The organism is Exiguobacterium sp. s191 (genome assembly GCF_018618955.1).
GTDB lineage: Bacteria > Bacillota > Bacilli > Exiguobacteriales > Exiguobacteriaceae > Exiguobacterium_A > Exiguobacterium_A abrahamii.
The window spans coordinates 193,464-215,860 of record NZ_JACSNC010000002.1 but is presented as its reverse complement, the minus strand read 5'-3'; the positions used below and the strand labels follow the sequence as shown (position 1 = coordinate 215,860).

21 protein-coding genes are annotated in these 22,397 nt (G+C 46.1%); 5 read left to right on the top strand and 16 right to left on the bottom strand.

All coding sequences use genetic code 11. From position 1 onward, the window contains the following. Positions 1-135: 135 nt before the first annotated feature. From KNQ09_RS12730 to KNQ09_RS12720, 3 genes are read right to left on the bottom strand one after another with little or no spacing between them, the layout of a single operon-like run. Positions 136-1,992, bottom strand: coding sequence for an ABC transporter ATP-binding protein (locus KNQ09_RS12730; RefSeq protein ID WP_214858743.1), 1,857 nt, complete (start codon positions 1,990-1,992; stop codon positions 136-138). Further along, positions 1,989-3,713 carry an ABC transporter ATP-binding protein gene (locus tag KNQ09_RS12725; RefSeq protein WP_214858742.1) on the bottom strand — a complete coding sequence of 575 codons (1,725 nt, stop codon included), beginning with the start codon at positions 3,711-3,713 and terminating at the stop codon, positions 1,989-1,991. The genes KNQ09_RS12730 and KNQ09_RS12725 overlap by 4 nt, the downstream gene beginning before the upstream one ends. Further along, positions 3,706-4,191 (bottom strand): MarR family winged helix-turn-helix transcriptional regulator, encoded by a 486-nt coding sequence (locus KNQ09_RS12720; protein WP_029343299.1) that lies wholly within the window; start codon positions 4,189-4,191, stop codon positions 3,706-3,708. The genes KNQ09_RS12725 and KNQ09_RS12720 overlap by 8 nt, the downstream gene beginning before the upstream one ends. Positions 4,192-4,348: 157 nt before the next feature. On the opposite strand from KNQ09_RS12720, the gene KNQ09_RS12715 reads away from it, so the two are divergent. After that, positions 4,349-4,690 (top strand): ASCH domain-containing protein, encoded by a 342-nt coding sequence (locus KNQ09_RS12715; protein ID WP_064300572.1) that lies wholly within the window; start codon positions 4,349-4,351, stop codon positions 4,688-4,690. 45 nt (positions 4,691-4,735) lie between these two features. Here KNQ09_RS12715 and KNQ09_RS12710 read toward each other — a convergent pair whose 3' ends face one another. Then, positions 4,736-5,605, bottom strand: coding sequence for a cation diffusion facilitator family transporter (locus KNQ09_RS12710; RefSeq protein ID WP_053452503.1), 870 nt, complete (start codon positions 5,603-5,605; stop codon positions 4,736-4,738). Between the two features lie 299 nt (positions 5,606-5,904). Between KNQ09_RS12710 and KNQ09_RS12705 the strand changes: the two genes are divergently transcribed. Continuing rightward, positions 5,905-6,228, top strand: coding sequence for a thioredoxin family protein (locus tag KNQ09_RS12705; RefSeq protein WP_023466923.1), 324 nt, complete (start codon positions 5,905-5,907; stop codon positions 6,226-6,228). A 38-nt stretch (positions 6,229-6,266) separates the two neighbouring features. Here KNQ09_RS12705 and KNQ09_RS12700 read toward each other — a convergent pair whose 3' ends face one another. From KNQ09_RS12700 to KNQ09_RS12650, 11 genes are all read right to left on the bottom strand, one after another. Then, positions 6,267-6,563, bottom strand: coding sequence for an excalibur calcium-binding domain-containing protein (locus tag KNQ09_RS12700; RefSeq protein ID WP_029343294.1), 297 nt, complete (start codon positions 6,561-6,563; stop codon positions 6,267-6,269). Positions 6,564-6,677: 114 nt separating this feature from the next. Continuing rightward, the gene (gene rsiV / locus KNQ09_RS12695) at positions 6,678-7,532 is read right to left on the bottom strand and encodes an anti-sigma-V factor RsiV (protein WP_214806023.1); all 855 of its coding nucleotides are present in this window, start codon (positions 7,530-7,532) and stop codon (positions 6,678-6,680) included. After that, positions 7,516-8,019: an RNA polymerase sigma factor SigV gene (locus tag KNQ09_RS12690; RefSeq protein ID WP_047392144.1), complete on the bottom strand. Its 504-nt coding sequence runs from the start codon at positions 8,017-8,019 to the stop codon at positions 7,516-7,518. Before KNQ09_RS12690 ends, rsiV begins: the two co-directional genes overlap by 17 nt. 124 nt (positions 8,020-8,143) lie before the next feature. Then, a complete protein-coding gene (locus KNQ09_RS12685) occupies positions 8,144-8,293 on the bottom strand; it encodes a hypothetical protein (RefSeq protein WP_214858741.1) in 150 nt (49 codons plus the stop codon). A gap of 30 nt (positions 8,294-8,323) precedes the next feature. Beyond that, the gene (locus KNQ09_RS12680) at positions 8,324-8,797 is read right to left on the bottom strand and encodes a hypothetical protein (RefSeq protein WP_064300568.1); all 474 of its coding nucleotides are present in this window, start codon (positions 8,795-8,797) and stop codon (positions 8,324-8,326) included. A gap of 373 nt (positions 8,798-9,170) precedes the next feature. Continuing rightward, a complete protein-coding gene (locus KNQ09_RS12675; RefSeq protein ID WP_214858740.1) occupies positions 9,171-11,528 on the bottom strand; it encodes a carbohydrate binding domain-containing protein in 2,358 nt (785 codons plus the stop codon). 61 nt (positions 11,529-11,589) lie between these two features. Beyond that, positions 11,590-12,936, bottom strand: coding sequence for a GH1 family beta-glucosidase (locus tag KNQ09_RS12670; protein WP_214858739.1), 1,347 nt, complete (start codon positions 12,934-12,936; stop codon positions 11,590-11,592). A 23-nt stretch (positions 12,937-12,959) separates the two neighbouring features. Further along, on the bottom strand, positions 12,960-13,883 hold the full coding sequence (locus KNQ09_RS12665) for a carbohydrate ABC transporter permease (protein ID WP_082627437.1): 924 nt from the start codon (positions 13,881-13,883) through the stop codon (positions 12,960-12,962). A 3-nt stretch (positions 13,884-13,886) separates the two neighbouring features. Beyond that, positions 13,887-14,783, bottom strand: coding sequence for a carbohydrate ABC transporter permease (locus KNQ09_RS12660; RefSeq protein WP_023466912.1), 897 nt, complete (start codon positions 14,781-14,783; stop codon positions 13,887-13,889). A 60-nt stretch (positions 14,784-14,843) separates the two neighbouring features. Continuing rightward, positions 14,844-16,151, bottom strand: coding sequence for an ABC transporter substrate-binding protein (locus KNQ09_RS12655; protein ID WP_023466910.1), 1,308 nt, complete (start codon positions 16,149-16,151; stop codon positions 14,844-14,846). Between the two features lie 204 nt (positions 16,152-16,355). Continuing rightward, a complete protein-coding gene (locus KNQ09_RS12650; protein ID WP_214858738.1) occupies positions 16,356-17,369 on the bottom strand; it encodes a LacI family DNA-binding transcriptional regulator in 1,014 nt (337 codons plus the stop codon). Positions 17,370-17,590: 221 nt separating this feature from the next. Between KNQ09_RS12650 and KNQ09_RS12645 the strand changes: the two genes are divergently transcribed. Further along, positions 17,591-18,019, top strand: coding sequence for a VOC family protein (locus KNQ09_RS12645; protein ID WP_214858737.1), 429 nt, complete (start codon positions 17,591-17,593; stop codon positions 18,017-18,019). Positions 18,020-18,074: 55 nt separating this feature from the next. Here the strand turns inward: KNQ09_RS12645 and KNQ09_RS12640 are convergent, their stop codons facing one another. Next, positions 18,075-18,929, bottom strand: a complete 855-nt coding sequence (locus KNQ09_RS12640; protein ID WP_214724957.1) for a P-loop NTPase family protein — start codon at positions 18,927-18,929, stop codon at positions 18,075-18,077. A gap of 132 nt (positions 18,930-19,061) precedes the next feature. Here KNQ09_RS12640 and KNQ09_RS12635 point away from each other — a divergent pair, with 132 nt between their 5' ends. Together KNQ09_RS12635 and KNQ09_RS12630 are read left to right on the top strand one after the other, a co-directional pair. After that, a complete protein-coding gene (locus KNQ09_RS12635; RefSeq protein ID WP_214858736.1) occupies positions 19,062-20,372 on the top strand; it encodes a DUF262 domain-containing protein in 1,311 nt (436 codons plus the stop codon). Then, on the top strand, positions 20,359-22,206 hold the full coding sequence (locus KNQ09_RS12630; RefSeq protein ID WP_251138198.1) for a DUF262 domain-containing protein: 1,848 nt from the start codon (positions 20,359-20,361) through the stop codon (positions 22,204-22,206). The genes KNQ09_RS12635 and KNQ09_RS12630 overlap by 14 nt, the downstream gene beginning before the upstream one ends. The last annotated feature ends 191 nt before the right edge of the window (positions 22,207-22,397 follow it).

The window sequence follows — 22,397 nt, the reverse complement described above, 5'->3', positions numbered from 1 at the left end:
CCTTGTCCGTACCAGAATGTGGCGTTTCTTGTTTCTCCTACAAAAAACTGGATGTTTACTATATGTGAGGATACACTGCTACAACAATCATTTCGTAAAAAAGCAGTATCGTCTAAATGACGACACTGCCTTATATCAAACGACTTCTTTTTCAGAGAATTGACTGTTGTACAGATCCGCATAAAAACCATCTGCCTCGAGCAATTCTTCGTGTGTTCCCTGTTCGATGACACTTCCTTGATTCATGACAAGAATCAAATCGGCATCCTTGATCGTTGAGAGACGATGGGCAATGACAAAGCTCGTCCGCCCTTCCATCAAGCGACGCATCGCTTGCTGGATGAAGACTTCCGTCCGTGTATCCACACTAGAGGTCGCTTCATCGAGAATCATGATCGGAGGATCGGCAAGAACGGCCCGAGCGATCGTCAACAACTGTTTCTGACCTTGCGAGATGTTCGAGGCTTCCTCATTCAAGACCGTATCGTACCCGTCCGGCAACGTCCGGATGAAGTGATCAGCGTGCGCCGTTTTGGCTGCGGCGATGATTTCCTCCTCGGTCGCTCCACTCTTACCGTAAGCAAGATTATCCCGGATCGTACCGTTGAAGAGCCACGTATCTTGTAAGACCATCCCGAACGTCGTCCGTAAGTCTTCGCGTGACATCTCGCGGGTATCGATGCCGTCAATCCGAATCGTCCCCCCGTTCAACTCATAAAAGCGCATCAATAGATTGATCATTGTCGTCTTACCGGCACCCGTCGGTCCAACGATTGCGACGGTTTGTCCCGGTGAGACATCGATGTTCATGTCCTCGATCAAGAGATCGGTTCCGTAACCAAAATCAACGTGTTCAAACGCGACCGTCCCTTCAGCCTGCGTAAGACGGTGTGTCGTCACTTCCTTGATTTCTTCTTCTTCGTCCAGTAATTCGAAGACACGTTCCGCTGCTGCGACCGTCGATTGGACAATGTTCGCGATGTTCGCCGTCTGTGTGATCGGTTGCGTGAACTGGCGTGTATAGGTGATAAACGCTTGAATATCCCCGATCGAGATCGCCCGTTGCGTGACGAGAATCCCGCCGACGATACTGATCAAGACGTAACTGATATTCCCGATGAACATCATCATTGGCATGATGATCCCGGAGATGAACTGTGCTTTACGTCCTGCTTCATACAACTCTTCGTTGACGGCATCAAACTGCTCGACCGCTTTGCGTTCATGTCCGAACGCCTTGACGACCGAGTGTCCGGTATACATCTCTTCGACGTGTCCGTTCAATTGTCCAAGCGTCCGTTGTTGATCGGCAAAGTATTTTTGGGACCGTTTCAAAATCGGACGGATCGCAAAAATCGAGACCGGTAATGAGACAAGTGAAATCAATGTCAGAATCGGACTAATCGTCAACATCATGATCAGAATTCCGACGATTGTCACAATTGAGGTAATGAACGATGTCACACTTTGTTGTAATGTACTGCCGATCGTATCGATATCGTTCGTCACGCGGCTGAGTGTCTCCCCGTTCGGACGACCATCGTAGTATTTCAACGGCAGGCGTTCGAGTTTATGATTGACGTCTTCGCGTAAATCGTAGACTGTTTTTTGAGCGATACCTGACATCAAATACTGTTGCAAGTAATTAAACAGACTACTGATGATATACAGTCCAGCGAGCCAGAGCAGGATCTGTCCGATTTTCGTGAAATCGATTGCCGCTCCCGGTACACCTTGGAACTTCGCATATGCCCCTTCAAACAATTCCGTGATTGCCGTCCCCATGATTTTCGGACCGGCAATCATGAAGACCGTACTGAGGATGGCTGCGAGGAAAACACCAACGAGCGCCGTTCGACGCGGACGCAGATACCGAAGCAGACGACGGAACGTTGCTTTGAAATCCTTTGGTTTTTCTCCGAGCATCATCATATTTCCGCCACCGGGACCACCAGGCGGAGGACCGCCGGCAGGTCGTTTTTTCTCACTCATGCGATTTCCTCCTCTGATAGTTGTGACTTAACGATTTCCTGATAGACGGCATTGTCAGCAAACAATTCATCATGCGTTCCGATTCCAGCGACTTTCCCTTCATCCAGGACGATGATTTGATCGGCATCGATGACGGTGCTGACACGCTGAGCGACGATCAAGACGGTTGCCTCGCGTGTTTCTTCCCGTAAGGCTTTCCGAAGTGCCGCATCAGTTTTAAAGTCGAGCGCTGAAAAACTGTCATCAAAGACATATAAATCTGGTCGACGAACGAGTGCTCGCGCAATCGACAACCGTTGTTTTTGCCCACCGGAGACGTTCGATCCACCTTGTTCGATCCGTGCTTCGTAACCGTCCGGCATCCGTTCGATGAAATCGGTCGCTTGTGCGATTTGCGCCGCATGCGCGACTTCTTCGTCTGTCGCGTCCTCTTTCCCGAAACGAATGTTTTCAGCGATCGTACCCGTGAACAGTAGCGCCTTTTGAGGAACGAAGCCGATTTTCGACCGCAGTTCCTCTTGCCGTACATCCTGGCTATCGACACCGTTGACCCGGATGCTCCCTTCCGTCACGTCATAAAAACGAGGAATCAAATTGACGAGAGTTGATTTACCGGAACCGGTTCCGCCGATCACAGCCGTCACTTCACCTGGTCGTGCCGCAAAGCTGATGTCGGATAAGACAGGTGTCTCAGCACCTGGGTAACGGAACGTGACACGATCAAAGACGAGCGTTCCTTTTTCACGGTCAGCGGTTTGTGTCCCCTCATCTGTCATCGTTGGTGTCATCTCGAGAACTTCATTGATCCGTTTCGCCGAGACAGCTGCTCGCGGAATCATGACGAACATGACCGACGCCATGACGAGCGCGAACATGATTTGCATGACGTACTGGATGAATGCCATCAAATCCCCGATTTGCATGCCACCATTATCGATCCGGATGCCCCCGAACCAAATGACACCGACGACCGTCAAGTTCATGACGAGCATCATGACAGGCATTAAGAACGCCATGATCTTATTGACCTTGATCGAGACTTCTGTCAAATCCGCGTTCGCTTTCGTCAATCGTACTTGTTCATCGCGTTCTCGGTTAAAGGCACGGATGACACGAATCCCGGTCAAGTTCTCCCGCAAGACGAGGTTCAGACGGTCGAGTCGTTTTTGAACCTTCCCAAACAACGGAACGCCTTTCCACAGAATCAACAGGATCGAAATAACAAGGACCGGCATCGCCGCGACGATGACGAGCGATAGTTTGGCATCTTTTGAGACGGCCATGATCAATCCACCGATGAACATGATCGGTGCACTGACGACCATCCGCAACATCATGATGACGACTTGTTGGACTTGTGTGATGTCGTTCGTCGTCCGCGTAATCAGTGACGCCGTTCCGACCTGGTCGAACTCTTGCAGGGAGAACCGTTCGACATGGTTAAAGACTTGGCGACGGATATCCCGTCCGAGCCCCATCGACGCCTTCGATGAATAATAACTGGCGGCAACTGCAGCTAACGCTCCGATACCGGTAATCCCCAGCATGACGGCACCAATTTTCCAGATATACGCGGTATCGCCGGTAACGACGCCTTTATCGATGATATCCGCCATCAGTGTCGGTAAATACAAATCGGACATCGATTGTGCAAAAACCAAGACGAGCACAGCAAAGACCGCCCATTTATAGACCGTCAACCGTTTGAGTAACTTAATCATCCGAACATCCTCCTTTCAGATCTGGACGTAAAATCTGACCGATTCCCTCAGCAATCACTGCGTGTGTTTCAAGCATCTGTTCGAATACGTCCGGGTCAATCGTCGCAAGCACTTGCTCCAGTTGACGTTGCATCCCCTTCTCTTGTTCCTTGATGTCAGTGACGAATTGCTGACCTTGATCACTAAGCTTTAAGACGACTTCCCGTCGATTGTCGGGATTCGTCTCCCGAATGACCCAGCCCGATTGGACGAGACCTTCAATCGACTGACTGAGCGTACTTTTCGGTAAGTGCGTATGTGCGGCGAGCTCTTTTTGTGAGATCGGTCCACGCGGTGCAATCGTCATCAAGCTATGAAATTGCGGTAAACTGAGTCCGTTTTCCTGTGCCGTCTGGTGTGCTGCCCGGACGAGGTGCCGTTGCACGTTCCAAAACGACTGCATCATCGCAGTCGAACGGGTCGTTTCCGTTTGATCCATCTTGTTTCGCCTCCTTGTTCCATTTCAAATCGTTCCAAAAGGAACAATTACTTATATGAATTAAATTACGCCGATTATTTTTATTTGTCAACGAAAAGGCAATGTGAAAAATCACATAGTTTTTGCTATGCTCAAGGAACACAAGGAGTGAGCATAGATGAGACATGAAATGGGCTTATTTGAAGAACCGTTTCGTTCGATTGAACAAGGACGAAAGACCGTCGAGATTCGATTGAATGATTCAAAACGACAACAGGTACAAGTCGGTGATCAGATTCAGTTCACCCATACGGAAACAAGTGAGACGCTACTTGTCCGCGTGACAAAACGACAAGTCTTTCCTGATTTCCGAGCGCTTTATGAACACATCCCAAATGAAGCTATCGACTGTGTTGGTTGGTCGCTCGACGAACTCGTGACGTCAACCTATGCAATCTATTCACCGGAAGCCGAGCAACAGTACGGGGCACTGGCTCTGACGATCGCATTAGAACCATAAAAAAACGTCTTTTCTACAGTCAACGTAGAAAAGACGTTTTTGAATTCATTCGGGTTCGACGTGTACATGGATATCATAGACACCGTATTCTTCCGTCAGTGTATCTTCAACACGTGTCGCAATATCGTGTGCTTGGTGGATGTTCAAAGTTGAGTTGACGAGGATGACGACATCGACGACTTCATTGTTTCCATAGTTGCGTCCTTTAATTGACTTGATCCCTTTGACACCTTCGAGATCGAAAATGACATCTTCGTACATCTTCAGCTTCTTCTCATCGAAGCCATCCGTCAGTTCGTGTGAGGCTTCCGTAAAGATGTCCCATGCCGTCTTACAGATCAAGAAGCCGACGATGATCGCGGTCACGACATCGAGCCATGGCATGCCGAACTGTGATCCGACGATTCCGATCGTCGTCCCGACACTGACCCACGCATCGGATAGATTATCTTTCGCTGCTGCCATGACGGCTTTGCTTTCAATCTCCTCGGATAACTTCTTATTGTAGCGGTAGACGAAGTACATCACGAGAGCTGAACCGATTCCGACGTATGCTGCAAGAACATCAGGTGATTCCTGCTTGCCTTCGAACAACGTCGAGATTGTATCGATCAAGACTTGAAGACCGACTGCCATCATGATGAAGGAAGCTACGAGCGAGGCAATCGTCTCACTTTTCCAGTGTCCGTACTTGTGATCGTCATCTGCCGGACGTTGTGAAATCCGTAAGCCGATCAAGACAGCGATCGACGCGATGATGTCAGTCGCGTTGTTCAAACCGTCCGCCCGGAGTGCGGCAGAATCTGCTGTATACCCAATGATTAATTTTAAAGATGATAACAAGATATAGGCTGCGATACTAATCATCGCACCACGTTCGCCACGTTTTAGATTATCGTATTTTTGTTGTTCCATTCTCGTCGCCCCCACTTTCTCTGCGATTAGCAAACCTCATCGTACCAGTCGGAAATCGAGTGGGTCTAGAGAAATCATTTTGTTTCAAACTAGGTAATTAACAAATACGCAATAATGTTTCCCTATACCAAACCAAATTTGATTGGTTCATGTGGCTCTTTTAAAGAAAATCGGTAGCATTATCTTAAAGAGCAACCAACTTTTTTGACTTGTCAGACTCTTCGACGAACATAATTCGTGCAAGTTCTGAAGGGAATCGGTAGACTAAAGGTACAACACCAAGAGGAGGAGTTCTCACAATGGCAGAATTCATTAAGAGTGAAGAAACATTCAAGGAATTGATTTCAAGTGATGCACCGGTCATCATCAAGTTCGAAGCAGACTGGTGCCCCGACTGCAAACGGATGGATTACTTCATGCCGGACGTCGAGTCACAATTCGACCACTTACCAATCCACACGATCGACAAGGATGAGTTCCCTGAAATCGCATCGAACCATGATGTTATGGGAATCCCAAGCTTGCTCGTCTTCAAAAACAATGAAAAACTGGCGCACTTGCACAGTGCAAATGCTAAAACACCAGAAGAAGTTACAGCCTTCTTAAAGCAAAACTTCAACTAAGCAAAAATAACCTGACGCCGCAGCGTCAGGTTATTTTTTTAACGTTCACACGCGATACCGTCTTTATCCCGGTCGCTCTTCGTGTTTAAGTTATACGTCGCAAGGCTCACGTATGCTTTGTACTTTGTTGCTTTGTAGATCGGTTTTCCGTTCTTGTCATACCCTGTCCGATTTTTTAGACCCGCTTTTTTCGCGACGCCGCCTTTGTACGTCTTCTGCATTTCCGTACAGTTCTTAAAGGCTTTTGCTTTCGTCGCCGCTTCACTAGCTGCTGGAACATGGATCAAGGCGAGACTGACGACACCCGCTAGTACGAGCCGACTCCATTTTTTCATAGGGACTCCTCCTTTTTTCAAAAAACAACGATTCGTCTTTTGATTATAAGAGGTCATTTTTAGAAATTGTTTCCTTTTTTCATTTTTACGTCAATGTTTTTTAAAATCTGACAATCAACGAATATAGGTCGAACTGACGAGGTCATCTTTTAAGATCGACGTCGGGATCTTAAACTCAACGATGCCCATATATCCTGGAGCGATGCTGTACTCATCAAACGACAAAACTAATTTGTGATCTGCCGTAATATAGAAGTTTTGCTTCGCTGAAATGTGCTTGAACTGTTCGTCCTCTGGTACATCCGGTGTTCCTTCGACGAAGTAGACCTTCCCTTCATCGGCTTTCATTTGGCGACGCATCTCTTCTTTTAGATACTCACTGATCGTCGTGATATATCCGTCATCCTTGAACAAGGATGGTAACGTCAGGACCAGCTGTTGTTTTTTGTCGATTGTATCGTACTGGGCGCTTTCCGATGCACTTGCCCGTGTTTCGGTGACGGTTCGCCCAATCGACAACAAGTCGTCCGTATCCGTCTTAACGTCATAGCGGCTATCGACGGCAAATACCCCTTCCTGTCCGTTCGTCTCCTGTTTGAACTTTTCGTAGAGTGCTTGTCCTTCCGCAATATACTTTTCGTTTAGTTGTTGCTCGAGTGCTTTGTCCGGTAACGTCACTTGAGGGGCTTTGATATCAGCCGACTGTTGTGTCTTCGTCTCTTTCCAGTCGATCGTCACGATCTCAGTCAGTTGACCAAAGACCGGCACCTTCGCCATCGCGTCCGCAAATGATGTACTGCTATTTAATCCGCCGACAAATAACGTGATGGCGGCAGCTGTAATCAACACGGATCGCTTCGTCCGCGAAGGACGCGTCCGGTGCTCGACTCGGGCAATCATTTCATCGAGTTCTTTTGGAACCGGTGGTTGTTGGTATGCCTGTTTCAGATCATCAAGTTTGTTCGACATCTAAATCATCTCCATTCAATTTCATTTTCAGTAAGGTCAACCCTTTATACAGCCGGGACTTGGTCGTACTTAAATTCAGCTCTAAAATCGTCGCGACGTCTTTTAAGATCAAGTCCTCGAAATAGTGTAAGATGACGACTTCCCGGTACATGACCGGTAGCTCCTCGAGCGCTTGTCGTAAATCGGAATCCGGGTATGTATCTTCTTTTGTCGCGACAAGTTCGATCAGTCGATCCGTGTCGTAACTGATACTATGCTGACGCTTCCGGATCGCATCAATCGCTGTTCGTGTCAAAATCTGATAGAACCAGGCTTTCATCCGTTCCTCATCCTCGAGTCGATCGAGCGACTGTAACGCTTTTTGGATGCTGTCCTGAATGACATCCAGGCTATCCTGTTCATTTTTCATATAACTGTAGGCTAACCAGTAGAGATTCGGTTTGTATTGCTTTAAAAAACGGACGAATGCTTTTTCCCGTTTTCTCATTTGACGAGAGGTCATAGGCCGCGGCTCCTTTTTTCGATATCGTTCTGTGTATACATCATTAAGACGGGCGAGTCGAGAAAAAAGTTGACGACACAACAAAAAAAGGTGACACCAGGTCACCTTTTCATGGAGCAGACTTCATTAAGATAAGGATGCTCAACAGAAACGAAACGATGAAAAGTAATGGAATGCCGACAATCGTGACGCATCCCACATCGATTTTCCGTTGTTTTCGGCGTTCGCGTTTCCCCGTCCGTTCTTCGCGCTCATTCACGGGACTCAACATACCATTCACCTTTTCTACTTAATAATGCAAATGCCGCGATGTATCATTCCAGACCTTTACGTAGAGCGTAATCAAGGCGATACCGTACAGGACACTCATGTATAACGAAAACTCACCAAACAATACATCCGTCCAGGCATTTAATCCAAACAATGGGACAACGAAGAGAAAATAGAACACGAACTGAACACTCGCCAATGCATCAAACCAAATCGTTTCAGAAAATGCGCCTTCGAGTAACGAAACACCATAAATGAATAACGCCGCAACGAGACCAATCCGGATATACCAGACCACGAGGCGAAGCGCCTTGTCATCCTTCATATAGAATAGCGACCCGACTAGACTAACGAGCCAGACGACGGAGGCGATGCTTTGCCAGCCGTTAATCGTGCCGTCCGGATGGAGCATGGCGGACCATCCATTGATGCCGATCATGCCAAGTAAACCTACGATGAAGATGAGCCGATACGGTATGTACCTTTGACGCATGACGTTTCCTCCTCTGAAAACGAATAGATGTCACTTCTACGTTGTATATTCCATATGATGGGTTTTATTCCTTTTTCATCACGAAAAATAGTTCGGCTTTTTTGTTTAAGCTGATGACACTACAACAAGGGCTAACTCATCAGTCAGTCTATACAAAAGATAAGGGTGACAGAATGATGATCTGCCACCCTTATCTCGTAAAAAAATGACACGTTACACGCCACTCCTACAGGAAAAAGCGCATTATGCGCTGTCAGAGACAAACAAGACCCGCTTTCCTGCTTGGATGAAGCAGGAAAACGGGCTTGTGCCTCGCCTGAGGAAAGGGCGTGCACGATGAGTCATTCTTTTTTGACTCAAACCCTTGTCTCGGTCATTCCTTCACTTTAAGATTCACATCATCAATCGTCACGTCATGGGCGGCGAACGGCGAACCTTCCGCGCGTCCCATCAAGAACTTCAACGCACCTGTATCGGCTTGTCCCATTGTAAAGGTATAGCTATACGTTTTCGGTGTTGTCGTGATTGGTTCGACTTGGCTGAAGTAACGCGTATACGAAGCATTTTCGATCGTCACTTCGATCGGACGCGGTACGGTCGACGATGCCGTGAAGCTCAACTCATATGTTTTGCCTTTCGCGAGCGACAAGTTTCCTTGCTCAAGCAAAACACTCCATGGTTCTTGTCCTTCTGCCGTGACTTGGACTTTTGCTGCTTCATTGACCGCTGCGATAACAGCTTGTGCATCATAGTGGACGTACGACGACCACGATGTTAATCCGTTCGCAAACGATCCATTTTTAAGTGGTGACGGATCAACTGGCACCGGTGTGACATCAATCAACTCCACATCATCGAGCGAGATTTTCCCGGCTTGTCCACTGAAGTCAAACACAAGCTGATTGTCGTCTGCCGTTTGTGTAGCTGTGAACGGAATGTCGACAGTCGTTGCTTGTTTCGTCAACGGTACAGTCGTCTGTTTCAATTGCTCTTGTGCCCCAGTGATCTTGACCTGAAGTGACTTCGCTTTTTTCGCACCTGCCGTGAATCGAAGCTGATACGCATGCCCAGCTTCCAGTTGAAGTTCCTTTTGTGTTAAGCGCGCCGTCGTTTTTTGACCATGCCCTTCATAACGGAAATCACGTGACTCGGGATCAACAGATCCTGTCGTCCGCTTGCTACCGTCAAAGTGCCAATACGTCAACCGATCCATCGCCCCTTGATCGAACGTCCCGTTATAGACGAGGTTCCCGTCCGGTAGTGCCGGTTTCGTTGCATCTTCATCGATGACGCCGCGTGGAATCTGCTCGACACGAACGTTCCCGATCTGAATATTGGCTTTTTCAAGTCCGAGGTTGAACTCAAGACGCGCTGCGAGATCCGTCTCTGCCGCCATATCGAATGTGAACGTATGTCGTTTGACGCTCGGTGTCAGAGCAATCGACTGTTCATTCGAATATTTCGTGTAGCCACGCTCTGCTCCACCGCCGACTTTGACCATCATCTTCCGGTCTGCTGTGCTGCTCGCGTCAAAGCTAACTTGGTAACGTCCACCTTGCGCAAGGGATACGTTTTGAATCAACTGGTGGGAATACGTTTGTGACCCCGGCTGATCAATCGTGACGTCTGCCATCCGTTGCCCCTCTTTTTCGATGATCGCAAGGCTTCCTTTGCCACCGAAGTCTGGGAGCGTGACGTAGTTCCAGTACAGTGGATCAAACGACTGATTTCCGGTGATCATCGTGACCGGTTTTTCAAAGGCTGCATCATAGACGAGGTTGCCCTCGATTGGTTGCTTGGCTCCGTCTGGTAACGTCACGTTTTCGTAGGTCGGTTCGACCGGTTCGCGATACGCTCGGTTTTTTAAATCATAGACCCGGACGTAGTCGACTTCCATCTCGGCTGGGAACTTCGTCGTTGCATCGACTTCTCCATCGAACCAACCGCCGACCGCGAGGTTCATGACGAGATAGAAGTTTTGGTCGAACGGTGCCGGATAACTATAGTTCGTTGCTGCGTTCAAGCCTTTGCTATACCAATCGTTTTGTGTTTGATAGAGGTTGCCGTCGACATACCAACGGAGTTCGCCTGGCTCCCACTCGACCGCGTACGTATGCCATTGATCGATCCGTTGTCCGTCTGGGAAGTGATAGTCTTTCCCTGTATATTTATTGTTCGGCCAGTTTTCCCCGTAGTGAATCGTTCCGGCAACTTTGTCCGGTTGACTGCCCCAAGCTTCCATGACGTCAATCTCACCAGACGCTGCCCAGGCACCGTACTTGTCTTGCTCCGGTAACATCCAGAACGCAGGCCAAAGCCCTTTTCCGGTCGGTAGCTTCGCTTTGATTTCATAACGACCGTACGTCTTACTGAACAAACCTTTCGTCTTCAGCTTCGCTGACGTGTAATCGTATGTACCGAGATCATCCGCCGTCTTTTCCTGCTTCGCCTTGATGACGAGTTTCCCGTTGCGAATAAACGAGTTGTCCTGCTTCGTCGTATAGTATTGTTTTTCGTTGTTCCCCCAGCCCGGTGAGACCGGTTGTCCGTTCGCATCCTTGATCCAGTTCCCCGTATCATACGTCCATTTCGTTCGGTCGAGTTGTTTTGCCTGAAACTCATCTGACCAGACGAGCTTCCACTTCGTCTCTTTTTTGTCTGCCTTCGCGTCGACCGCTTGACCGCTCAGCAATAAACCGGTCCCGACTGCTAGTGCTACCCATGTCTTCATGTCTGTTTCCTCCTTTTAGTCAAAAAGAGGCAAGGACGAATGCTCGACCTTGCCTCCTTTGTCACGCTTCTTGCGGAATCGTTGCCTTATGTTGCTCGATGACACCCGCATACCAGTGGGCGCTGTCTTTCCAAATCCGTTCCTGCGTCTCGAAATCGACGTAGAGAATCCCGAAGCGCTTATCGTAACCGAAGCTCCACTCGAAGTTATCGAGCAGTGACCAGAGATAGTAGCCTTGGATGTTCATGCCTTCTTCGTTTAAGTCAGATACTGCTTGGAGATGTTGTTCGACGTAATCGATCCGGTTCTGGTCGGCGACGCGACCATCGACCAATTCATCGTCGAAGGCAGCACCGTTTTCTGTGATGTAAATTGGTAAATCCGTATACTCGGCGCGCAAGCGACGAATCAAGTCCTTGAATTCGCTTGGGGCGATGTCCCAGCCCATGCCTGTCTTGTCGTAATCCGAGTACGCATCCTTCTGCAGGAAGTCGTTCGCAGCACTGAACTCGACGAGGTTACGGCTGTAGAAGTTAATCCCGAAGAAATCACACGGGACAGAGATCGTCTCCATGTCACCTTCCTCGATGAATGCGTAAGAGTGAACGTATTTCGAGAACAGGTTCATCATGTCGACCGGATACTGACCTTTGAAGACTGGGTCGAGGAACCAACGATTCGCGTATCCATCTGCGTTGTTCATCGCCAGCTGGTCGTTGACGGAATCCGTCTTCGCATATTTCGGCGCTAAGTTCAACGTGATGCCAATCGGTGTGATTGATTTGAACTCACCCTTCAACAATTCAACTGCTTTTCCGTGTGATAACAACAAGTGGTGCACGGCACGAACGGCTTCGTTCATATCCGTATGACCCGGTGCATGTTGCCCGAGATGGTAGCTGAGAAACCCAGCACACCACGGTTCATTGTGTGTGATCCACGAATCGACGATCCCATCGAGTTCCGCAAAACACGCGCGGGCGAAGTCGAGGAACCAGTCGACCGATGCACGGTTAACCCAGCCGCCTTCTTCATGTGCCCAGAGTGGTAAGTCCCAGTGGTACAACGTTACGGCTGGCTTGATGCCTTCTGCCCGTAGACGTGTCGCGAGCTTCTTATAGAACGCCATGCCTTCCGGATTGTAGACCCCTTTTTGCGGGAAGATCCGTGGCCAGGCAATCGAGAAACGGTACGTGTCGACGCCAAGACGTTTGATGTGCTGAATGTCCTCTTCATAACGATGGTAATGGTCACAAGCGACATCCCCATTATGTTTTTCGAAGACTTTTCCGTCCTCATCACAGAAGGCATCCCAGATCGAAGGTGTACGTCCGCCTTCGTCGTGGGCGCCTTCGATCTGATACGACGACGTCGCCGTTCCGAATACGAAGTTCGGTGCAAATTTCATATGTGTAATCTCCTTTAAGCTACTTATTCTTTAACGGCACCTGCCGAGATACTGCTGACGATATATTTCGAGAGGAACAAGAAGGCGATCATGATCGGCACGACGGAAATCGCGATCCCGAGATAGAGCGAGCCTAAGTTCTCTGCGACTTGTGACCCTTTCAAGAAGCCCATCAAGACCGGGAGCGTATACTTCTCTGGAGAGAAGAGTAAGACGAGCGGCATGATGTAGTTGTTCCATGAACCGATGAACGTAAAGATCGACATCGTTGCGATCGCCGGCATCATCATCGGTAAAGCGATCGTATGGAAGATTCGGAACTCACTCGCTCCGTCCATCCGTGCTGCTTCGATCAAACTCGGGTGCAAGACGGTCTGGACATATTGTCGGACGAAGAAGACCGTGAACGGACTCGCGATCGCCGGAACGATCAATGGGATATAGCTATCAAGCAACCCGAGATTTTTACTTAATTCATAGAACCCGATCAAACCGAGTTGACCCGGAACCATCATCATGACGAGCATGAAGACGAACATCGCGTTCTTCCCTTTAAACTGATAGAAGGCGAATCCGAATGCTGTCAACGCCGAGAAATACCCTGATAAGACGGTGACGAGGACAGCGATGATCAAACTGTTCTTGAAACCGGACCAGATGTTGACGTAAGAACTGAGTGCGGCGTAGTTCTCAGCGAGCGAGTTCCCCGGAATCAACGAGAATCCGGACAAGACTTCTTCGTTCGAGCGCGTCGCGTTGATGATCATCATCAAAAACGGGATGATACAGGCGATCGTTAAGACGACGAGACCAATATAGATGACACTTTTACCGAACCAGGCTTTCTTTTGTTTCGGTGGTGGCGTCAACTTGAGCGGGCGTTCGACACGCTCCGGTTGTTCCTCCGTTTGTGGCACGATCCGACGTGCTTCTGCATTTCGTTCCATCGGTCAGGCTCCTTTCGGTGAACGTTCTTTTCGGAACATCCCTTTGAAGACGATGATTGAAAAGACGAGCGTGATGGCAAACAGTCCGTATGCGACAGCAGCGGCGTAGCCATAGTTGTTGTATTTGAAAGCTTGGTTATAGAGATAGAGCACCATCGTGTTCAAGGCACCATCTGGCGCACCGACACCATCCGTGATCAACATCGGCAGGTCGAACAATTGCAGACCACCAATCAACGACGTGATCATGATGTAGAGCAAAATCGGTTTTAAGAGTGGCAATGTAATGCGTGAGAAGATTTGCCAACGTGTCGCTCCGTCAATCAAGGCTGCTTCGAAGTAATCCTTCGAGATCCCGGATACGCCTGCCATGACGACGATGAACGAGTGCCCGAGCCACATCCATGTCAGGATGAGCGAGACGGAAATTTGTGCCGTCACCGGTTGCGTTAACCAGTTGATTGGCTCCGAGATGATTCCGATTTTCATCAACATCATGTTCAGTGAACCATGCTGCCAGTCGAGCAAGATACCGAACAATAAGGCGACCGAGCTGATCGTGATCAAGTTCGGTAAGTAGAACGTCGCCCGGAAGAAGGCAAGCCCTTTTAATTTCAATTGGAGATCCGAGAACAATAAGGCGAGTAATAACGCGCCGCCAATCTGAAGGATGAAGTTAAGACCCCAAATCTTCAGAGTGTTAAAGAACGCTTCGATGAAGTACGTATCCCCGAGTAACCGCGTATAGTTCGCGAGTCCGACGAGTTGTTCGCCTTCAGCGCCCGTGTAGTTCGTGAAGCTGTAATAGAAAGTCAAGGCAACCGGATAGATGCTGAAGATCAAGAAGACGATCCAAAACGGTGCGATGAACAGATACCCATGGCGATCGAGTTTTTTCACAGGTCAAACCCCTTTCTTAAACAAGAAGAGGTGAGGCGAGGATCGCCCCACCTACTCTCCTTATTCCGGTACTTTTACGTCCGGATACGCGTTTTTGACTTTTTTGTAGAATTCAGCAAGTGCTTCGTCTTTTGATTTTTTACCTTGGACGTATTCCATGACCGATGCACCGTACAATGTATCGAGCTGCTGGTCATACTTCGTGACGATTCCTGGTGTGATCTTGTCTGCTTGATCAAGGAAGAACTCATAGTTGTTCTGTCCGCCGAGGAACTCATCTTTGAAGTCGGTCTTGATTTTTTCAGTAACTGGTTTGTACGCTAACACGTCACCTGTTTCTTTTGCCCAATCTGTTAGGAACGCTTCGTCTTGTGTCATCATCTTGACGAAATCATACGCAAGCTTTTGTTTCTTCGAATCTTTGTAGACACCTAACCACGTACCGCCCCAGAAGTATGGGCTCGGTCCGCTTGTGACAGCCCAGTCACCCGCTGATTTTTTCGCGTTTTCTTTGAGAACACTGTGAAGACCCCACGTCGGGAGGACGTAAGAGAAGACTTCTGTTTCAGTCTCCTTACCGTTTTCTTTGACTTTGACTGGTTTATCCATCCCTGCGAACCATGATGGTGACCATTCTGGTGCAAGTGCTGTATATTGTTTCGTCCGAAGTTCTTTCGCGTAATCCATGTAATCCTTCTTGTCTTGCGTCAAGACGAGCTCTTGCTTATCGTTGACCCAAGGTTGTGGATCATTCCCTTGTGCGAACCAACGGATCGATCCTTCATCCGGGAACATCTTGTAGCCTTTACTCTTCATTTTTTCAGCGACTTCGAAGACGCCGTCCATCGAGTCCATCATGCCGCCGATTTCTTTTGGATCGTCTGTACCGAGAACTTTTTTCGCGATGCTTCGTTTGTAGTAGACGCCACCTGGTGTCGTTTGCCATGACAGCGCACGCACGTTACCGTCCTTATCTTTCCCCATGTCATAGACGTACGGGATGTAGTCATCTTTGACTTCGCCTGCGTTGAATGGTTTTTCAGAGAGGTTCGCCCAGTACCCAGCATCGACCCACTGCTTGAGGAACGCAATCTCACCTGTGAAGATATCCGGTGCTCCGACACCACTCTCAAGTGCTGGTTTCAATTTCGTCGGGTAATCGGCGATCGGCACGATCGTCAATTCGACTTTGACTCCGTTTTTCTCTTCGAACTTTTTGATAGGTTCTTTTAACTCATCCGTGAACGACCAGATTTTCAAGACTTCTTTCCCGCCGCTCGTTTTTTCTTCGCTGCTACCTGAACATCCAGCAAGGACACTTGCTGTTAACGCACCGACTGTTAACACGCTAACTAACTGTTTCTTCATCTCATCTCATCCTTTTGTTAAGTATTCCGCTCATAGGTAAGCGGTTTCAATTTGTTATTCAAAAATATCGAAAGCGCTTTCGAAAAGGCTTTAAAGAAAATTCCCGAAAGCCCTTTCGGAAAAAGTGATAAAAAATGATTTCGAAATCGCTCTCGCTTTTCCTCACTGACAACGAGCGAGAGCGATTCCGAAACAACCATTGTGTTATTCAGGTACTGGACCTGTCGATTGACGAACCATCAAGTTAACCGGAATGACATCACGTGTCGTAACCCGTTTTTTGTTGACGATCTGTTCAATCAAGACGGATGCTGCGTGCTGACCGATCGTTTCCGTATCTTGTCGGACCGTCGTCAACTTCGGTGTGATGTACTGCGCCATGTAAATATCATCGTACCCAACGACTGAGATGTCTTCTGGAATCCGTAACCCGGCTTCATGAATCGCTTCAATCGCACCGATTGCCATTTCATCCCCGGCAACGAAGACCGCTGTCGGTCGTTCAGGTAGTGCTAGCAACTCGTTCATTGCCCGCTTGCCTTCTTCTCCGGAAAAGAATCCGCCATTGACGAGATAGCCGTCTGGAATCGGCAAATCAAGTTGTTCCATTGCTTGCTGATAGCCTTCAATCCGCGCTCTTCCGGCATCTGTCGTTGTATCCCCTGCAATGTGGGCGATCAGACGATGACCGAGTTCGTGCAAATGATTGATGGCAAGTGTGCCCCCGGTAATGTTATCCGAGTAGACGACACTACAATCGGCACTATCCATGTCGACGACGACGATTGGAATCGTACTTTGAATCAACTCCTGGACGTGCTGGTCCATCTGATCGGAGCAGATGACGACGATGCCGTCGACTGCCCGGTGTCGGAAATGCTCGAGGTAACTCATATCGCGATTGCGTAAGTTCCGCGATGCGAAGATGAGGTCATACCCTTGTTGTTCTGTTGCTTTTCGGAAACTCTCAATGATCGCGTTGAAGAACGGATGCATCATTCCGACGCCATGTGCTTCCGAGAACATGACACCGATCGTCCACGAACGTTTCGTCGAGAGCGACTGGGCGTGCGCGTTCGGTAAGTATCCCATCTCGGCTGCTGCTTGGACGATTTTTGCTTTCGTCTTTTCGCTGACATCCGAATAATTATTTAAGGCTTTTGAGACCGTTGTAATCGAAAAACCGGTCATCTTCGCTAAATCATAAATTGTTCCCATGCTACTCACTCCATTTCACCGAAAGCGCTTTCGATAAATTTAGTATACGAAGTCTCTCTGGAAGTTGCAACCTATTTTTTAATGAAAAATCAGATAAATTGAAAACGTTATCATTTATACTGGATTCAATGCAAAAAGCGTTCGATCTCCCTTTTAATACGAACAAATGTTTGGTATACTTAAAGAAACTTACTTCGCCTTTTAAAGAGAGGAGCTTTCCCATGCCAATCAATCCGTATCTTGTCTTCAACGGCAACACGCGCGAGGCACTGACGTTCTATGCACAGGTCTTTGGCCAAGAACTACCTGACATCATGGAGTTCGGGCCAGGTCCCGGTCCTGATGGTCAGCCCTACCCTGAAGAGATGCAGTCACTGGTTCTACATGCTGAACTGATCGTTCATGGTACCCGCTTAATGTTCTCAGACGCAATGCCACATGATCCGGTCACGATCGGTCAGAACGTTACCTTGGCGCTCCACTTATCTGACGTCGATCTGTTACAGAAGACATTCGATCAACTCGCAAAAGACGGTAACGTCATCATGCCGATTCAAAAGACATTCTGGAGTGAAGCATACGGAATCGTCGAAGATACGTTTGGTGTGCAGTGGCAAGTCAATCATGTAGTGAGTGAAGTGTCGGTGTAATATCACATTTTATATTTACTAAAAGGCGATTCCGTGACTTGGAATCGCCTTTTAGTTAGCTCTCGCTTAAAGAAGTTGAACGCACAGTTGACTGAATCAACTGCTTTAACCAGACTTGTCTTGTCTCTACTGAAAAATCTTCATTTCCGAATACCTCTACTCTGAACGGAAGTATTTCTAACAACTGATGCTCTAATGCTTTCCGCGCCTGTAAAATCGCAATCGCCCCATCTACTCCTGATAAAGAGCGATCTACACCATATGCTTGCTCGGTGTAATAAGCTACGAATCCATCCGCCCATTCTGTCGGACGATCGTTTAGTGCTTTAAGAAAGCTTCGTTCTACATTCGGTTGATCAACATAAACGAGAACTGGTTGTAGCGGCGTAATGATCGTTGCTATGCGTTCAATATACGCTCGCAACGTCGCTTCCGGTAGATCGTATTTGATGAGCCCCATCGTCAACGGATTTTGCAAGAAACAGCACTCAAAAACATATGTTGTATCCGTCGTTAACGCTTGAGCGACGAACGCTTCCCACTTTTTAAAGATCATTGACTGATATAACTCAAATGGTAGTTCATAGATATCTCTTGCTTGCAGAAACGCAAGTACTGCTTCAGGAACATCCTGTTTTGACTGCCACTGACGATACGATATTAGCACGTAGTCATTGAACACCTCAGCAAATCGTAAGACATCGAGTGAAGCATACTTGCTTTGAAAATCCGTCCATTCATCCATCTTTAAGTAAGCGACACTCTCATAATCCGCTGGATGGTTGAGATCACCTTCGATATGAAGGCGTGTATTGATTTGTTCCTTTTGCAATAGACGAGTTAATGCTTCAGCTGTTGTTGTTTTACCTGAGCCCGGGAGCCCTTCCATTAGATAAAGTTTGGCTTTCATACTGTACACTCCTCAAATCATTTTCGCTTCACTTTTTGATACTTCATCTTTATAGTACATAAAATAATAAAAAAGAGGTATATATGTAAAAAATAGGTATAATTAAAAAGAAAAAAATAAAGGAGATTCTTAATGGCCTTACTAACAAACGAGCTAGAAATACTTCCATTACGTGATTTGTTCAATATTCCTCTCCGTATTCCTTCGTATCAACGACCTTATAAATGGAGTGCACGCTCAACGAATCTTTTGTTCATCGATACTTATGAAGCATTTCAAAATGATTTAGATGAATATCGTCTGGGATCTGTCATTCTTCAAAAAGATCAAAGCAATACATACAATATCGTTGACGGTCAACAACGACTCACTACACTTTCGATATTACTTTATTGTCTAGGTGATACAGATCAATCATTATTGCAAGAAGAATATTCCGAACTATCTACAAATGCAATAATGACGAATCACAGCATTCTCTCTAGAAAAACGAATGAGTTGAACCCTGATGAACAAACTCGCTTTAAAAATTATCTTTTAGAAAAATGCACAACCGTTCAAATCGTCACAGATAAGGAACAAGAAGGTTTTCAATTTTTTGATTCTCAAAATTCACGAGGAAAATCATTAGCCCCTCATGATCTCCTCAAATCTTATCATCTCCGTGAAATGACAGCCGAAGATGAGTCACAAAAGGTGAATGTCATTAGTCGTTGGGAAGCTTTCAATCAAGAGGATTTAAGTAACCTATTTAAAAACTACTTATATCCGTTAACTCAATGGTATAAAGGAAAACATGGTCTTGGTTATTCCACGAGTAAAATTGATGCTTTCAAGGGAATCGACGCCACGCACGTCTACAATTATGCGTTATACCATAAAGCTAGTAATTTATTCATAGAACAATTTAATAAAAATGGTCATCATGAACTGCTCGCTTCGAATTCTTTGAATCAGTTCCAACTGACACAACCTTTAGTTGCCGGAAAGCGTTTTTTTGACTACATCCTTCATTATGGACAGCTACTAGAACAAATTCAGAAACTCATTAAACAGTCCTATGCAGAAGACGAAAATCAAATACCACGTAAGGGAACTGGTGATACTTACATCATGCAATTGTTTGAATGCTCCTTGCTATTTTTTGCTGATCGTTTTGGGATTGAAAGCTTGAATAAATCGGTACTCGATTACTTTTATACTTGGAGTTACTCTCTCCGATTAGTCATGAATGCTGTCTATCAGGAAACGACTAACAAGTACGCAATAGGTAAGCATGAACGTCTCAACGAGGGACTCGATATTTTCACGATCATCAGTGAAATGAATACACCGACAGAATTAGATTTATATGTACTAGAGCAACCAGCCGTTGATTTAAACAACAAAAAGAAATACCAAGCAGTGTATAACAAACTTTCTTCCTTGAATGGATGGTGCTAATATGAGCGATAATCTGAAAGTCATACCAGTAGCAAATGTATTTGCAAATACTAATTATTCAGTTCCGATTTATCAGCGGAATTATGCTTGGAACGAACTGCAAATCCTCCAGTTGATCGAGGATATTGATAGTGCCATTCTTGATAATGAAGACCAGACATATTTCCTCGGAAACCTAATCGTCAATCAGACCGACAACAACGTCTACGAAGTTATTGACGGTCAACAACGTTTAACGACATTATATTTACTTGAGCGCTATCTAAAGTTCTCTTTTTCAAGAGATTCCCTCCGCTTCGAAGCGCGTGATACATCAAATCGTACACTTGCTAATCTTAGTGATGATAAAGCTTACACATTACCAGAAGAACTAGCTTCCGCTGAAATTTTAAATGGGTATCATATCATTCAAAATTACTTCGAAACGAATCCAATCAAAAAAGAAAAATTTGCTAAAAAACTAGAATCCGTCTTTTTGATTCGAGTCCAAGTTCCAAAAAATATTGATTTAAATCATTACTTCGAGATTATGAATACGCGTGGTGAGCAATTAGAACTTCACGAAATCGCAAAAGCAAAATTACTCGAAGTGCTTAAAACCGATCAAGATAAACACGTTGGGGCAATGATTTGGGACAAGTGTTCAAATATGAATTCTTACGTACAAATGAATTTTGATACAAATCACAGAAACCTTCTCTTCACTAATAATTGGAGTAGTCTTCAATCTAAAATTGAGAGTTTTGATACGATCGTTTATCAGATCGATAATCAAAAGAGTACCTCACAATCTAAAAAGTCGTTACTCAATATCCTAACTAGCAGTAAAACACCGGACACGAAGAGCAAAGAACTTGAAGACGAAAATGAGCGGTTCGAATCAACGATCTCTTTCCCTAATTTCTTACTACAAGTGAATGCCGTCTTAAAGAATCCTAACTCAAACTCTAGTCTAGACGACAAACACTTTCTCCAAACTTTAGAATGGTCTTGGACAAGTACTGACAACGCCAAGCACTTTTTATTCACTTTGTTGAAATGTCGTGTTTTGTATGACAAATACATTGTAAAACGTGAATTTGCCAAAGATTATAAAGAAACAGGTAAGTGGTCTTTGCAACGGTTAGAAAAGTACCGGGATACAAAAAGAAAAAGTGATAAACCAGCGTATGTCGGAACACTGAAACGTGAAAAGCAGAATCAAAAATTAAGAACGCTTCAATCGTGTTTGCGTATCACTTACACTTCCCCAAAAACCATGCACTGGATATCACTAGTCCTTTCTGAATTACTAGGTGATGAATCAACGAATCTCATTAAACTACTCGAGCAGTACTGCTGTGAGAAAGTCAGCGAATCTAATTATGAAACGAAATCAGGGTTTGAAATAGAACGAATCGTTTTTTCTTATCTAGATTATTTAATCTTCCGTGATGGCTACTCATATAAGAACAAACAACTCGTATCTCCATTAAATGATGACTGGCAGTTCCAGTTCAGAAATTCTATCGAGCACTTCTATCCACAACATCCAATTGACGGAATGAAATGGGATAACCGTGATTTGCATAGCTTAGGTAACCTAGCGTTAATAACGATTTCCGGAAACTCGAAATTCTCGAATTTATCTCCGCTCAGTAAAATCGACTCTTATCCAAATCTAATCAAACAGAGTCTAAAGTTAACGATCATGCAAGCCATGACGATATCTAGTGAAGAAAAGTGGACGACAGAAAAAGCAAATGAGCATCAAATGGAGATGACGACTATTTTGAATAAAGATTTAGCGAAATATGCTAGTGTATCATCTTCAATATTGCAGGTAACACCTTGAACCTTAAAAGGAATTAAAAAACTTTCCGGTAAAAAATACGGAAAGTCTTTTTTATATTCCCTTACACAATAATTGCATTTCCGTTAAAAATAGCGTCCTTCTAACTTTATTACAGATTATTAATTCACTATTTTTCTTAGATGAATTTTTTATTTGATTTATGAAGCAATTAGTCATATCTTTATTCATCT